This is a genomic window from Fusibacter bizertensis (assembly GCF_029914245.1).
In the GTDB taxonomy this organism is placed as follows: domain Bacteria; phylum Bacillota; class Clostridia; order Peptostreptococcales; family Acidaminobacteraceae; genus Fusibacter_C; species Fusibacter_C bizertensis.
Genome location: NZ_JARYZI010000001.1, coordinates 1 through 12,265 on the forward strand (window position 1 = coordinate 1; position 12,265 = coordinate 12,265).

The following is a 12,265-nucleotide window of genomic DNA, read 5'->3' on the forward strand; positions in this document are numbered from 1 at the left end:
CAAGTATACTCAAACGATATAAAAGCTCAGGGAAAATCTCAGCATCACTTCTTATGGTGCTCTATTTTTTCAATATCATTATTGCCTTAAGTCAAAAACTTGATTTCTTGAAATATCTTACACCTTTTAAATATTTTGAAGCCAGTACATTGCTAAAAAATGGTGCTTTCGAGCTCAAGTACCTGATACTTTCACTTATAATTGTCATCGTTAGTATCATTGGAACTTATACGGTCTATCCACGAAGAGATTTGAGAATTTAATAAAATAAAAATAGACGCGTCATTAAACAGGGGGACGTATGCTTATCAGATATGCTACAGAAAAAGATATACCATCATGGCAAATGTTGGCCAAAGATGTTTCAGATATTTTTAGAGCACCTCTAATGTCTGAAGATCCTGAATTTATATCCTACATAAATTCAAAGATCATAAAGGACGAAGCGCTTGTTGCAGTAGACTTAATATCACAAAACTGTATGGGGTTCATTGGTTTTTCAAGAAAGAATAATAGAATCTCTTGGTTTGGCGTTTATAAGCAACATACAGGTAAGGGAATTGGCTCTAAGTTGTTAAAAGCTGCACTTGATATATTAGATCGAACACGAGAAATTACGGTAGAAACTTTTAGAGAAAGTTACGAACCCGGTGCAGCGGCAAGACATATCTACAAAAAATTTGGTTTTATAGATGTGGACAATACACTTTACGACAAAACCGGTAACTCAATTTGTAAAATGGCACTCAAACCTTATAAAGAAGAAACATTTAGTTATGTTGAAGAAACATTTCATAACAACAAAAACTTTTATCCCATGAAAATGATCAGAGAAATCCATCATTATGATTTAAGTCTTGATACACCTTCAGAAATTTCTGAAAATCGTGTTAAATATGAAATCCGTAAAGCTGCAAGAGCAGTTCTTTTAAACCCCAATGGTGAAATCTTTCTTTTACATGTAACTAAAGATAAGTACTATAAATTACCAGGTGGAGGTATCGAAGAAAACGAAGACCTACTTGATGCTCTTAGAAGAGAAGTTCTAGAAGAAGTAGGATGCCCAATCGATATCATTGCACCCATTGGATCAGTGATTGAATACAGAAAATATTTCGAACAATTACAGTTCTCATATGCTTTTTTATGCATACAAAACGGTCCAATTACACATACGCAATTTACTGATCAAGAAATAGAAGATGGCTTTATTGGCAACTGGTATTCTTATGATGCAGCCATAAACCTACTTGGTCAATTTCACGGAACTTCTTATATAGGAAAATTCATCACGAAAAGGGACTTTGACATCCTTGTTGAATCAAAGGAACAAATCAACAAAATACTTGGTGAAGGGGAGTTCAATGATTCGGTTGGCTACAATTAACGATGCACCAAGAATCGCCGAAATTAGTATTTACGGCTGGAGAACTGCTTATAAAAATTTGCTTCCTGAAACTTATCTCTATGGGAAACTCAGCACCATTAAACGCTATGAAATCTTACAAAAACAATTAGCCTCAAATGATTCATACTTTGTTTTTGAGGATGATCAGACTGGCCTTATAAAAGCTTTTATGGTGATTTCAGATTCAAGAGATCAACTATCCTTAGAAGAAAGTTCATTACCATCGCATGAACTAATTGCTATATATGTAGAACCTGCCTTTAAAGGACAGGGAATTGGAACGCAAATGATAAAATACTTTGAACAACTTGCTTATGAGTTGCAGAAATCACATACAATCATCTGGGTATTAAAAGAGAATTTTTCTAGTATAAAGTTTTATGAAAAAAATGGCTACAAATTCGATGGCAAAACCAAGAAGCTTGAACCATTTGGCCTTGAAGAAGTAAGGCTTAGTAAAATGAAGTGAATTAATGTAAAATGATTGATTTTAATTCAAAAAATAAAACTACCTCAAATGCTATAATGAGGTAGTTTTTTCTGGTGTAAAAAAAAATCCGATTTTTCAAAACAAACTGATTGACCGGTCGGTCTTTTAGTTGTATAATTTAGTTAAGCAATACAAGTTGGAGGTAAAAATGAATCAACAAGATAAGCGATTTGAAAAAGGAGAAGAAACTTATAGACGCGTCATACAAGCAGCACTTGAAATTATTTCTGAACAAGGTGTGAGTGGAATAACTGCATCAAAATTATCTGAAAGATCAAAGATTAGTAAAAGTAGCGTTTTTCATCACTTCTCATCAACTCAAGAGATTCCAGCAGCTGTTTTAAAGACGATCATGGAGATGATGATTAGACCTTTTGAATTGCCAGGGTCTAATGTAACGTTAGAGCAGTTTTTAATTGATCTGGGTGACGCACTTTTTAACATGGCAGAAGAACAAAGATATGTATATAAAGCATTTTTCTCGTTTTACCACGAAAGTATGTTCAACGAAGTATTAAGAGGTATGATAAAAACCTATTTGTATGCCTCAAAATCTGATTTGAAAAAGTTGTTGATCCAAGCTTTAGACGAGTGGAAAACGACACCTCATGATGAAGAAGAAAAAAATATAAGAGAACTTGAAGCAGAACAAATGAGTCTTTTGTTAATCTCAACTTTAGATGGTATTGGGTTACATTTACTTATGGGTGAGTCCGTACTGTCTTATAAAAATGCATGGCAGATGCAAGTAAAAAGTTTAAGGAGATATTTTCTATGAAAACAATTAAAATTCCAACATTTTTCCATGAAATATTAGGAGAAAGTCAAACGAAGATTGAATTAATAACCATTATGTGTTTTGCAGTTGTAGCCACAGCTACAGTACTTTATGGAACAATGTCTGAGTGGACAAGTTTAGGTGCATTAAAGCTAAGTGTTCTGATTTTACTTTATTTTGATATTTCTGGTGGCGTTATTGCGAACTTAAGTTATGGCACCAACCAACATTATAAAGTCAGTGTAAAAAGACGTCTTATATTTATTGCGATTCATATTCAGCCGTTACTTTTATCATTGGTTTTCTCTAATAGCTGGTGGATCTGCTTCTCGGTCTGGGGATATACAATTATCTCATCACTTTTAGTCAATCAATTTTATGGTCATCCAAGTCAAAAGATAATAGGGGGATTAATGTTGTTCATTGGCCTCATAGGATTACAGTTAATACCAGCTAATATTGTTGCACTTCAGATTATTTTGATGCTCTTTATGATAAAAGTGATCTATAGTTTTAGTGTGGACCATTATGCAAGTCGCTAAGTGGTTGGTTGATACTTTCGAAGCGGATCCCATGTTTCGATATGTTTTCGGTCAACAAAAAAAGAAGATGGAATCATTTTTCAATTTCCTAACGCGTAAGTCTAGCATTCTACATGAATGGGTTGTAACAGAAGAAGAAAATGGCGTCCCATTTGCTATCGCATTTGTGGAGACACCCAAAAGCAAAAAAGGCATATACATGTTCTTAAACCTCAAGTTTTGGAGTGAAACAATTCATTTAATCAAAGGAATAGGATTCCGAGGCTTTTCCAAATTGAATCATTACATGAAGTTAACTTCATCAGTAAGACTAAAGGAAAATCATTATTATTTGGTACTGATAGGTGTAGATGTAGCACATCAAGGAAACGGTGCTGGTAAACGTTTATTAAATAAAATTCATACTAGGGTAGACAATGATGATACTTCCACTGGAATTGGTTTAGATACAGAAAACCGTAATAATGTGACGTATTATGAGCACTTTGGCTATAAACTAGTAGAAGTAAAGCAACTAGGTGAAATAGAAGTATATTGTATGTTTCGAGGGAAAAATGCACAGGTATAACTTTAATGCCGTAGAATCAATATTCAAATTGATTCTACGGCATTTTTCTTAGTTTAACATTTATATTAAATTACATACTTGTAAAAATTACATACTTGTATTAAACTACAAATTTATATTGATTTACATATTATCAGTAATTTTTTCATAAACATCTAAACATTCGATTAGTAAATAACTTTAATATTATATTTAGCAATCAATGTAATTGGATGATAGGACTGTTTGGCTTTTTTGATCCCCTCAATGCCCATATCTTGTTCTCTGTTCACATAGATACACTGCTCTTTAACGAGATTGGCAAGTGAGTAATTAATCGCAGTATATGCCCCCATCACATCAGCTGCAGCTTTTTCAATGTGCACAAGAAAAGTATCATTCTGAATAAGTTCTCCAAAAGTTAGTGCTACTGGCGTATGATCTAAGTAAATCACGATACCAATTAAGCCTTTTCGACTATATGCATTCCATTCATTTAAGATGCGATAAATACCATTGTACTCATGGCAAAGATCATATGTTTCGCCACATCCATTAGCAATACACCAGTTTCTTGCAGCGGTGAGCGCATCATTTGCATTTGATGTGTCAATCGGTGAGATCACATACCGACCTTCATAGTTTTTGAAAAATTGATTCAAATGATTTTTTTTCTTGTGAAATTTGTTACCCGAAAGATTTGCAAGATTCTCAACCAAATATATATAATCATAGTCATCTTCGTTTGTATGAATATCTAATTTTACTTTTAAGTTTGAATTAAATAAAGCCTCGTCAGAATCAACATAAACAGTTAAAAACTGTTTAAACTCTTCGCTTACATGTCTAAAAACTATCCTAAATTTATATTGCGCCATATAATCAAATAGCATCTTTGTCGCTTTAGATAAGGCTGATAAATCTAAACTATCACCAACCGGTTCTGAAAGCATCATTTGATTAATATTATCTGGATGATAAACAAACCATACATAACCGCCGAGTTCAATATAGTGCAAATTGTATTTTTTATACCATATTGATAAATTAGTTAAATTAAGTTCACTCACGTGCGAAGTGTATTTCGTATAGTAAGGTCTTAATTTATCATACGCTTCAGGCGAAAAGGGGACAAAAATATCATATTCGTTATTCAACACTTTATCAGTTATTTCTTCAATTTGTATTTTATTAAAAGCATTCATAATATTCACCTCTAAACATGTATACCCAAGAATTCAATTGATAAAAGGATAAAAGGTGTCAGGTCATAGTTAGCCTTTTGGCTAACTATGACCTGACACCTTTTATCCTTTTTTATCTTATTTAGTTATTTAATTCTTGGGCAGCATACGTGCCGCCTAATCTACCTGATGTAAATGAGTAACCGATGCCTACACCATTGCCTACATAAGTGTCATTGAATAGTACGCCTTCTGATTCAAGACCAACAGCATACAAACCTTTCAATGGCACTCTATTATCATTAAGCACTTGGAACTTAGCGTTTACTAATAGACCACCCACTGAACCAAGGTTGTTGATTTCAGCTTTAATTGCATAGTAAGGACCTTCAGTACCCATCTCAGAAAGGTAAGCTGAATCTTTTCCAAAAGCTTCATCCTTACCCGTTGCAATTGCATTTTGATATTGATTAAAAGATTCTTTAAAAAGTTCAACATCCATCCCAGCATTCTTTGCTAAGTCTTCAACGGAACTACCTTTATAGCCATCTCCATTTGCAACCATTTGGTCTAAAACTGAAGCTATATTTTCCCATGGTGTATCAAGGGTAAACTGATCTGAAAAATCTGCATAAAATTCTGGTGGCATACCTGGAAGTCTAGGTGCTTCTATTCCTTGCATACCTAAAGTTTGAAGTTTATCAATTTGCTCTTGTGAAACAATAACATAATGATATGCACCGTTAAAGGCACTTGTATTCGCTGCAGCAACAGCTGTTAATGTCGCTGCTTCATCTCTAAAACGTGCACCAGATGGACCAACGTTCATAACTGTTGGTAAGTAGGTAAGCATTAAAGGATAACTTGCTTCAAAACTTGAGTATTCTTTCTTAAGTTTTGAAGTTGCTGATGCTAGAGTTTGATGTAGCATTTGACCACCAACATTGTCAGGTATTTTAGCACCTGCATCCCATGCCATTTTTAATCCTTCGCCAACATTTTGACCAAGTCCACCATTGATTCCTTCAAATCCGAACAATTCTTTTACCATTTCAGCATTTGCAGCATATCCACCGGTTGCTAGGATCACAATTTTAGCGTGAATTTCAACTTTTGTACCATCTAACTTCTCAGCAACTAAACCAGTAATTGCACCGTTTTCGTCTGTAATCAATGATTTACCTGTTGTTTCAGTCATTAACATACCACCGTTTGCTTCAACTGATTCTGAAATCATATTTCTAAGTAGTCCTTGTCTCGTTTCATATGGTGGTAACATGTGAAGTTGTTCCCCAAAAAAATTGATAAATGTTGTATTGTATCCTTTTGAAGAAAGCCAGTCGTATGTTTCACCAGATTTTACAACATATTGTCTTATCGCAGCAGCATCCACTCGCCAGTGATTGTTTACAATCCAACTAGAAATTTCATCTTCAACTGCTACCGTTAAGCCACTTGCAGTTGCCGCAGATGAATTATAAAATTTACCCGCCCAAGATAAATTGCTTGCACCACCAACCGTTGAAGTTTTTTCGATTAAAATTACTTTACTACCTTCATCTGCCGCTGAAACTGCTGCTGAAACACCTGAAGCACCTGCTCCAACAACCACGATATCCGTATCATAAGTTTCAACTTTATCAGCAGCTGATTTCACTACAGCTCTTGATTTTAAAACAGCAACATCGCCACCAGCCTCAAGAACTGCAGCTTCTACAGCTGATAAAAGTGCCTCACTTGAATACGATGCACCTGAAACCGAGTCAATTCCAAGCGATTGAGATTCAAGAATTTGAGTTTTCATACTTTCTAATGCTTCTTTACCTATGCCTTCTGTTTCTTGTTGATTTAATATTTCTATACTTTCGATTTTATCAGCAGAGAAGGTAACAGCTACTTCGATATTTCCTTCTTTACCTTCAGCAATACCATTAAATGTACCAACTGTGAATGACACTTCACTTTCTGAACTCTCTGTTGATACGACTTCTGTTAATACTGCAGTTGTCTCTGTATCTGCAGAGTTGTTACTACAGCCTGTAAACATCCCCATAATCATGATCACACACAACGATATGATCAGCCCTTTTTTAACTAACTTATTCATCAAATCCTCCTGACTATTTCTTAACAATCATATTTGCAGATGGCCATCTACTTTTCACCTTATGATAAACCTTAGTGCAATACCAAGGTCAAGTGATATTCGAAATATATTGTCTATTGATTAAATTTCAATTTTTGCATAGAATACTTTATGAACCAACGCACTTTTTAACAAATAACACTTACTACCCATAATTACGTAACATATAAAAAATAGGAGGCACCATGCGCTATTCAATTGGCGAATTTTCAGAATTAATCGGATTAACACCAGATACTTTACGTCTTTATGAAAAATACCATATTGTCAACCCAGTGAAAGACCCCAATAACGGTTACCGCTATTATGACGATTTAGACGTTAGAAATCTCCTCGCGTGCAGGCGTTTTAGAAGCTTTGATTTTCCGCTAGAGATAGCAGCGGAGTTAACAGTCAGTCCAAATATTGGTCGACTTGATGAAGCACTAAAAATTAAATTATCGGATATTGAGTCTGAAATTAAGCGCCTCGAGTGTATTAAAACTCAAATACATCAAACAATCAATACTGTTGAATTGGCGTATAAACAAGTACAGAACCAATACCTTTCTCCAATTACTGAAGTTGAATTACAAGGCATTTATCGATTGATACAAACCAATGAAAACACTTTGAGTCGAGAAATTTATCCATATAAGCATGATATTTCAAAATGGATGGAAGCCCTTCCAGATGTTATGTACTCATTTAAAACAGACCTTCAAAAGGACAGTAATTCAACATATACATGGGGAATGGCAATTGAAGAATCTAAGATGATCACACATAACCTTATATCCAATGATTATCTTGAATATTTGCCAGCTTCAAATTATTTAAAAGGATTATATTTAGCACCTAATTCAGAATACATGTCATCTGATATTTACTTGCCTTTGATTGAGTATGCAAAGGTAAACGACCTAGTCTACGGTGATTTTGTATGGGGAAAATTAATATCAACCATAAATGTAAAAAATCAAAATTGTACCTTGATGGAGGTCTACTTAAAAGTTAGCAAAAAGGTGTCAGGTCATAGTTAGCCTTTTGGCTAACTATGACCTGACACCTTTTTGCCTTGATGTTATTCTCTCCTCATGCTATAATAAATCGAATTTAATATTTCGGGAGCTCATGGATGGGCTGAGAGGGAACTTATAGTTTCGACCGTACCTGATTTGGATAATGCCAACGTAGGGAACACAACTGTGATTTTAAGGTTGTACCGTATTTTGGGGTGCAGCCTTTTTTATTTAATCTAAAAATTATAGATTAAAAGCGCACTCACTACACATCATTCATTTTAGAGATTTCTCATGTTCATCCAAGCCCTGTAAGGAGGCTATATGCAACATAAGGAATCTCTTTCTAATTTCAACCTAAGTATTTTATGGTTTGGCGCGGCAATCTCACTCGCCGAGATAATCACTGGTGCTTTAATTGCACCGCTTGGTCTTTCAAAAGGCTTGCTTGCTATCTTTATTGGCCATGTAATTGGATGCTTCATCTTATTACTAGCTGGTCAAATCGGCGCAAAGGAACAACTGCCAGCCATTGAAACCACCAGACTAAGCTTTGGTAATTTAGGTGCACCTTTTTTTGCAATCCTAAATATCATCCAATTAGTAGGCTGGACTGGCGTTATGATCGCAAACGGTACTGCTGCCATCAGTAGCCTTACACCGTTTAATACGTCTATGGTCAGTGTCTTAATCGCTGGTCTTATCGCACTTTGGATCATTATTGGATTTAATAAGATGAAATGGCTGAATTTGGCTGCAGTTATAAGTTTGTTTATCGTCAGCATCCTCTTAGGTGTGATTACTTTTGGCTCTCATGAAACAGTAACCTTTACTTCAGCTGATTTTTTATCTTTTGGAATGGCAATTGAGCTAAGTATTGTTATGCCACTATCATGGCTTCCGCTTATCTCTGACTACACCATGCTTTCGAAGTCGAAAAAGTTTGGACCAACTTCAAGTGCTATTGGCTATTTTTTGGGAAGTACTTTTATGTATGTGATTGGACTTGGCGCTGCACTTTATGCTGGTACAAGTGATATAGCTGTAATTTTATCCGCTGCCGGTCTTCCAGTGATCGCCATACTAATTGTCATACTTTCAACACTCACCACTACATTTTTAGATGTCTATTCTGCCGCGGTTAGCTTCAATGTCCTAAAAAAAGCCAACACAAAGGTAGTTTCACTATTCATCTGCATATTTGGTGCAATTCTTGCAATCTTAGTGCCAACCAGTCAATACGAGAATTTTCTGTATTTAATTGGTTCTGCATTTGCACCGATGTTTGCAATCCTTTTAACGGATTATTTTCTTCTACGTAAAGGCAATACGAGCACTCCAAATGGCTACTTGAATTTAGGCATCTGGGCTATAGGTGTGATCATCTATCGTTTTATGATGCAAGTAGATACACCTATAGGCAATAGTTTACCTACCATGCTCATCGTCATGGTGTTGATGTGGGGGATACAAAGGTTAAAAGTAAGAATTCATTCATAGCAATTATTTAGTTTGAATCAGATACAATCGCAAATTATCAAATTATTATATCAATCAAACAAACATTACACTTATAAACTATTTAATATGGAGGGCTACATGAAAAGAATTAACATTTCAGAAAATGAAGCTTTAAGAAATCAACTTATTGAGGCAAGAACGAAAGTCAAATCTGTACATCCACTAGTTCACAACATCACGAACTATGTCACTGTAAACGATTGTGCCAATATCTTACTCTCTGCAAATGCTTCGCCGATTATGTCAGACGACCTTATGGAAGTTGAAGAGATTACTAGCATCTGTGGTGCACTTGTTCTCAATATTGGCACGTTAAATGAGCGCACCATCAAAGCGATGCTGCTCGCTGGTAAAAAAGCAAGCGAGCTCGGTCATCCAATTGTTCTTGATCCTGTTGGTGCAGGTGCGTCAAAGCTAAGAACAAACACTGCTTTGGCTTTAATTGAGGCACTTGATGTGACGGTTATAAGAGGTAATATCTCTGAGCTAAAGGCACTATATCTTGGGGATTCTAGTACTCAGGGGGTTGATGCCAATGATGTAGATGCTATCTCTGAAAAGAATCTTGAAGGTGCCATCAAACTTGTCAATCAGATGGCGAAGCACTTTGGCACCATTATCGCCGTAACGGGTGCTATCGATATCGTTACAAATGGGGAAGAAGCATATGTCATCAAAAATGGTCATGAGAAGATGAAATACATCACTGGAACAGGTTGTATGCTGACTTCGCTGATTGGGGCATATGTGAGGGCTAACTCTGAGAATCCGGTTTTAGGTGTGGCGGCTGTAGTTTCACTTATGGGGAGTTGCGGAGAGCTTGCATGGTCATATTGTGATGAGCATAAGCTAGGAACGGGGACTATGAAAACGAGACTCATCGATCTCATCGGGAGTATCGATGATGCTAATTTTGCTTCGCTTATGAAAATTGAGAGAGTGGAATTAGATAAAAATGAGGGCATTTGATATGATGAATTTACCTATAAATGAAATGACTGATCACTTTCTGAAACATCGCTATCTAAATCGTATGAAATACGCATTATACCTCGTTACCGACCAAAGCTGGACTGACAATACGACGCTTGAGGCGCAAGTAGAAGCGGCTATATTGGGTGGGGTAACCATGGTACAGATTCGAGAGAAGACACTTGACGATGTGGCGTTTCTGGCTCTTGCAAAGAATGTTAAATCGGTTACTGACCGCTATAATGTACCTCTAATTATCAATGATAATCTCTATGTTGCAAAAGAAGCTGGGTGTTCTGGTGTACATGTAGGGCAAAGCGACGCTGAGTGCTTGCTAGCAAGAAAAGTACTTGGTGCTGGTGCAATCGTTGGGGTTTCTGTTACTACTGTTGAGGAGGCAATCAAGGCTGAAGCTGAAGGGGCAGATTATCTAGGTGTTGGGGCGATGTTCGCGACGCTTTCAAAAGAGGATGCTGCTTCAGTGAGTTTAGAAACGCTGAGTGAAATCACTTCGGCGGTAAATATACCAGTTGTGGCGATTGGTGGCATTAATCATGAAAACTTACGACAATTTAAAGGCACTGGTATAGCGGGTATATCTGTTATTTCAGCAATTTTATCACATCGAGAACCTCAGCTAATTACAAAGGCGTCTTGCGAACTTTATAATGGCATTTGTGCGACTTTGGAACTTACCACGCCAAGGTTAACGCCAGTTTTGACCATTGCGGGTTCTGACTGTAGTGGCGGCGCAGGTATCCAAGCGGATCTTAAGACTTTTGCAGCCCATGGCAAATACGGCATGAGTGTGATCACAGCTTTAACAGCTCAAAATACGCTAGGTGTCACCAATATTGCTAATTTATCGCCTGATTTTGTAAGGGATCAACTGAAAGCTGTTTTTGAAGATATCAAACCAAGTGCTATCAAGATTGGTATGGTTTCTAGTCCAGATATCATAAGGGTTATTGCGGATGAACTGGCGAGGTTAAATGAGTATGGTGAATCTTCTAAAATCCCAATTGTACTGGACCCGGTAATGGTTTCCACTAGTGGGAGCAAGTTAATTGAGGATGAAGCAATTTCAGCATTAATCTCGGATTTAATGCCGCTAGTTATGATGATTACACCTAATATCCATGAAGCTGAACTTCTTTCTAAAATAAAAATCGAGTCAAAGGAAGATATGATAAGAGCAGCGCAAATCATCAGTACTTTTTATTCAGGTGCAATCCTCATTAAAGGTGGACACTTAAAAGAGAGTAGTGCGGATCTGTTATACTATCCAACAGAAAAAGATGGAAAGATCGCGAAATACGAAAAATACGAAAAATACGAAAAAACAGGATTTAATGATACCGCATACTATACACATTGGTTTGAGCAAATACGCATATCTAACCCCAACACTCATGGTACAGGCTGCACTTTATCATCAGCTATTGCCTGTGCACTCGCTGAAACAACTAATCTTACAGAGGCCGTAGCCGAAGCCAAAGCTTATGTCACTGGTGCATTATATTCAGGTCTTGATCTCGGTATGGGAAGTGGACCACTTAATCACGGATGGCTAAAAGGTGTCAGGTCATAGTTAGCATTTATCCATAATATGGGATTTCAATGGATTATCTTTAAAAAACAAAAAAACCTAAACTAAGGAATTCTAGTAAGCTATA

General features: G+C 36.3%; 12 protein-coding genes, 1 pseudogene and 1 riboswitch. Of the genes and pseudogenes, 11 read left to right on the forward strand and 2 right to left on the reverse strand.

Translation table 11 applies throughout. The features are described from left to right. From QE109_RS00005 to QE109_RS00030, 6 genes are all read left to right on the forward strand, one after another. On the forward strand, positions 1-263 hold a 263-nt coding region (locus QE109_RS00005), incomplete at its 5' end, for an ABC transporter permease subunit (RefSeq protein WP_425365098.1). A gap of 38 nt (positions 264-301) precedes the next feature. Then, entirely contained in the window at positions 302-1,387 is a 1,086-nt protein-coding gene (locus QE109_RS00010) for a GNAT family N-acetyltransferase (protein WP_281092306.1), read from the forward strand. Beyond that, a complete protein-coding gene (locus tag QE109_RS00015; RefSeq protein ID WP_281092307.1) occupies positions 1,365-1,877 on the forward strand; it encodes a GNAT family N-acetyltransferase in 513 nt (170 codons plus the stop codon). Before QE109_RS00010 ends, QE109_RS00015 begins: the two co-directional genes overlap by 23 nt. Before the next feature lie 169 nt (positions 1,878-2,046). Further along, entirely contained in the window at positions 2,047-2,676 is a 630-nt protein-coding gene (locus tag QE109_RS00020) for a TetR/AcrR family transcriptional regulator (RefSeq protein WP_281092308.1), read from the forward strand. Next, the gene (locus QE109_RS00025) at positions 2,673-3,218 is read left to right on the forward strand and encodes a hypothetical protein (protein WP_281092309.1); all 546 of its coding nucleotides are present in this window, start codon (positions 2,673-2,675) and stop codon (positions 3,216-3,218) included. Before QE109_RS00020 ends, QE109_RS00025 begins: the two co-directional genes overlap by 4 nt. Next, complete coding sequence (locus QE109_RS00030; RefSeq protein ID WP_281092310.1) at positions 3,205-3,786, forward strand: GNAT family N-acetyltransferase; 582 nt, start codon at positions 3,205-3,207, stop codon at positions 3,784-3,786. The genes QE109_RS00025 and QE109_RS00030 overlap by 14 nt, the downstream gene beginning before the upstream one ends. Before the next feature lie 167 nt (positions 3,787-3,953). Here the strand turns inward: QE109_RS00030 and QE109_RS00035 are convergent, their stop codons facing one another. Together QE109_RS00035 and QE109_RS00040 are read right to left on the reverse strand one after the other, a co-directional pair. Continuing rightward, positions 3,954-4,970, reverse strand: coding sequence for a DUF2156 domain-containing protein (locus QE109_RS00035; protein WP_281092311.1), 1,017 nt, complete (start codon positions 4,968-4,970; stop codon positions 3,954-3,956). 121 nt (positions 4,971-5,091) lie between these two features. Next, positions 5,092-7,056, reverse strand: a complete 1,965-nt coding sequence (locus tag QE109_RS00040) for an FAD-dependent oxidoreductase (RefSeq protein ID WP_281092312.1) — start codon at positions 7,054-7,056, stop codon at positions 5,092-5,094. Positions 7,057-7,280: 224 nt separating this feature from the next. Here QE109_RS00040 and QE109_RS00045 point away from each other — a divergent pair, with 224 nt between their 5' ends. The 5 genes and pseudogenes from QE109_RS00045 to thiD all read left to right on the forward strand — a co-directional run bounded on the left by QE109_RS00045 (position 7,281) and on the right by thiD (position 12,180). Then, complete coding sequence (locus QE109_RS00045; RefSeq protein ID WP_281092313.1) at positions 7,281-8,117, forward strand: helix-turn-helix domain-containing protein; 837 nt, start codon at positions 7,281-7,283, stop codon at positions 8,115-8,117. 71 nt (positions 8,118-8,188) lie between these two features. Beyond that, positions 8,189-8,292: riboswitch (TPP riboswitch) on the forward strand. Between the two features lie 128 nt (positions 8,293-8,420). Further along, positions 8,421-9,596, forward strand: coding sequence for a putative hydroxymethylpyrimidine transporter CytX (gene cytX / locus QE109_RS00050; RefSeq protein WP_281092314.1), 1,176 nt, complete (start codon positions 8,421-8,423; stop codon positions 9,594-9,596). Positions 9,597-9,695: 99 nt separating this feature from the next. Continuing rightward, on the forward strand, positions 9,696-10,586 hold the full coding sequence (thiM, locus tag QE109_RS00055) for a hydroxyethylthiazole kinase (protein WP_281092315.1): 891 nt from the start codon (positions 9,696-9,698) through the stop codon (positions 10,584-10,586). Positions 10,587-10,650: 64 nt separating this feature from the next. After that, positions 10,651-11,226 (forward strand): annotated as a pseudogene (thiE, locus tag QE109_RS00060) (thiamine phosphate synthase); the annotation flags it as partial. A 48-nt stretch (positions 11,227-11,274) separates the two neighbouring features. After that, on the forward strand, positions 11,275-12,180 hold the full coding sequence (thiD, locus tag QE109_RS00065; RefSeq protein WP_281092972.1) for a bifunctional hydroxymethylpyrimidine kinase/phosphomethylpyrimidine kinase: 906 nt from the start codon (positions 11,275-11,277) through the stop codon (positions 12,178-12,180). Positions 12,181-12,265 lie beyond the last annotated feature (85 nt).

Excerpts from the sequence above, each read along its gene's own strand:
- thiM (WP_281092315.1), top strand. The coding sequence starts at position 9,696 with ATGAAAAGAATTAACATTTCAGAAAATGAAGCTTTAAGAAATCAACTT.
- QE109_RS00040 (WP_281092312.1), bottom strand. The coding sequence starts at position 7,056 with ATGAATAAGTTAGTTAAAAAAGGGCTGATCATATCGTTGTGTGTGATC.
- QE109_RS00045 (WP_281092313.1), top strand. The coding sequence starts at position 7,281 with ATGCGCTATTCAATTGGCGAATTTTCAGAATTAATCGGATTAACACCA.
- QE109_RS00030 (WP_281092310.1), top strand. The coding sequence starts at position 3,205 with ATGCAAGTCGCTAAGTGGTTGGTTGATACTTTCGAAGCGGATCCCATG.
- QE109_RS00025 (WP_281092309.1), top strand. The coding sequence starts at position 2,673 with ATGAAAACAATTAAAATTCCAACATTTTTCCATGAAATATTAGGAGAA.
- QE109_RS00020 (WP_281092308.1), top strand. The coding sequence starts at position 2,047 with ATGAATCAACAAGATAAGCGATTTGAAAAAGGAGAAGAAACTTATAGA.
- QE109_RS00015 (WP_281092307.1), top strand. The coding sequence starts at position 1,365 with ATGATTCGGTTGGCTACAATTAACGATGCACCAAGAATCGCCGAAATT.
- cytX (WP_281092314.1), top strand. The coding sequence starts at position 8,421 with ATGCAACATAAGGAATCTCTTTCTAATTTCAACCTAAGTATTTTATGG.
- QE109_RS00035 (WP_281092311.1), bottom strand. The coding sequence starts at position 4,970 with ATGAATGCTTTTAATAAAATACAAATTGAAGAAATAACTGATAAAGTG.
- QE109_RS00010 (WP_281092306.1), top strand. The coding sequence starts at position 302 with ATGCTTATCAGATATGCTACAGAAAAAGATATACCATCATGGCAAATG.